The sequence below is a fragment of the Comamonas sp. F1-6 genome, from assembly GCF_039581415.1.
Classification (GTDB): domain Bacteria; phylum Pseudomonadota; class Gammaproteobacteria; order Burkholderiales; family Burkholderiaceae_C; genus Comamonas; species Comamonas thiooxydans.
This window is the reverse complement of record NZ_JBCPWN010000072.1, coordinates 1-394: the sequence shown is the minus strand read 5'-3', so window position 1 is coordinate 394 and position 394 is coordinate 1. Positions and strand designations below refer to the sequence as shown.

Here is a 394-nt window from a genome sequence, read left to right as displayed (position 1 = left end):
CTATGCGCAAAGTGCCGACAGCAGCGCGCAAAGCTCCTCTAGCTCCTCTTCCGTGGGGGCGCAACAGAATCAGTCGATCACCATTGTCAATCCGGTTGCATCTCCGGCGGAGAGCCGATCAACGGCCATGATGGAAAGCCGATCCACGTCTACCTCCGACCAGAACATCACAACGAGCGGAACGACTACCCAGAACCTGAACAGCACTGTGTCCGGGACGTCCAAGAACATTGTGGAGTACAGCGGTACCTACACCCTGAAGAACGTTCCCAGCGTGGGCGGCCCCAATCTCACGACCAGCAATGACACCTGCATGGGCAGCAGCAGCGGCAGTGCCAACGGCCCCGGCTTTGGCGTGAGCTTCGGTACAACCTGGACGGACGAGCATTGCAAG

1 pseudogene is annotated in these 394 nt (G+C 59.1%); it reads left to right on the top strand.

From position 1 onward, the window contains the following. Nucleotides 1–394, top strand: a pseudogene (locus AAIL66_RS24360) (hypothetical protein); the annotation flags it as partial.